Raw genomic sequence first — 246 nt, 5'->3', positions numbered from 1 at the left:
ACTTAGCCGTCTGGCACTGCTTTCAGGAGAAAATCCTTTCATCTTTCAAGGAACATTAAAAAAGATGCGTATTGTATCCAATAATATCTGTTATGGTCCTATGCCAGAACCAGATGAAGAAGTAGAACAGCATCTTACCCTCAATGATGAAGGGCGCGTATGGTTTTCCGGATACAACTATGGATGCGGTGGAGAACGATACGAAAAGGCACGAAATCATAATTTCAAAATTGAAAAAGCAAGTAT

General features: G+C 39.4%; 1 protein-coding gene. It reads left to right on the top strand.

Annotation, left to right across the window (positions count from 1 at the left end; all coding sequences use genetic code 11):
* The coding region (locus ACCC94_RS30445; protein WP_413353265.1) for a hypothetical protein at positions 1-246 on the top strand (246 nt) is incomplete at both ends.

Origin of the sequence: Pseudomonas sp. Pseusp97, assembly GCF_047304025.1 — a bacterium.
In the GTDB taxonomy this organism is placed as follows: domain Bacteria; phylum Pseudomonadota; class Gammaproteobacteria; order Pseudomonadales; family Pseudomonadaceae; genus Pseudomonas.
The sequence above is the reverse complement of the archived record's forward strand: the minus strand, read 5'-3'. Positions and strand labels throughout refer to the sequence as shown.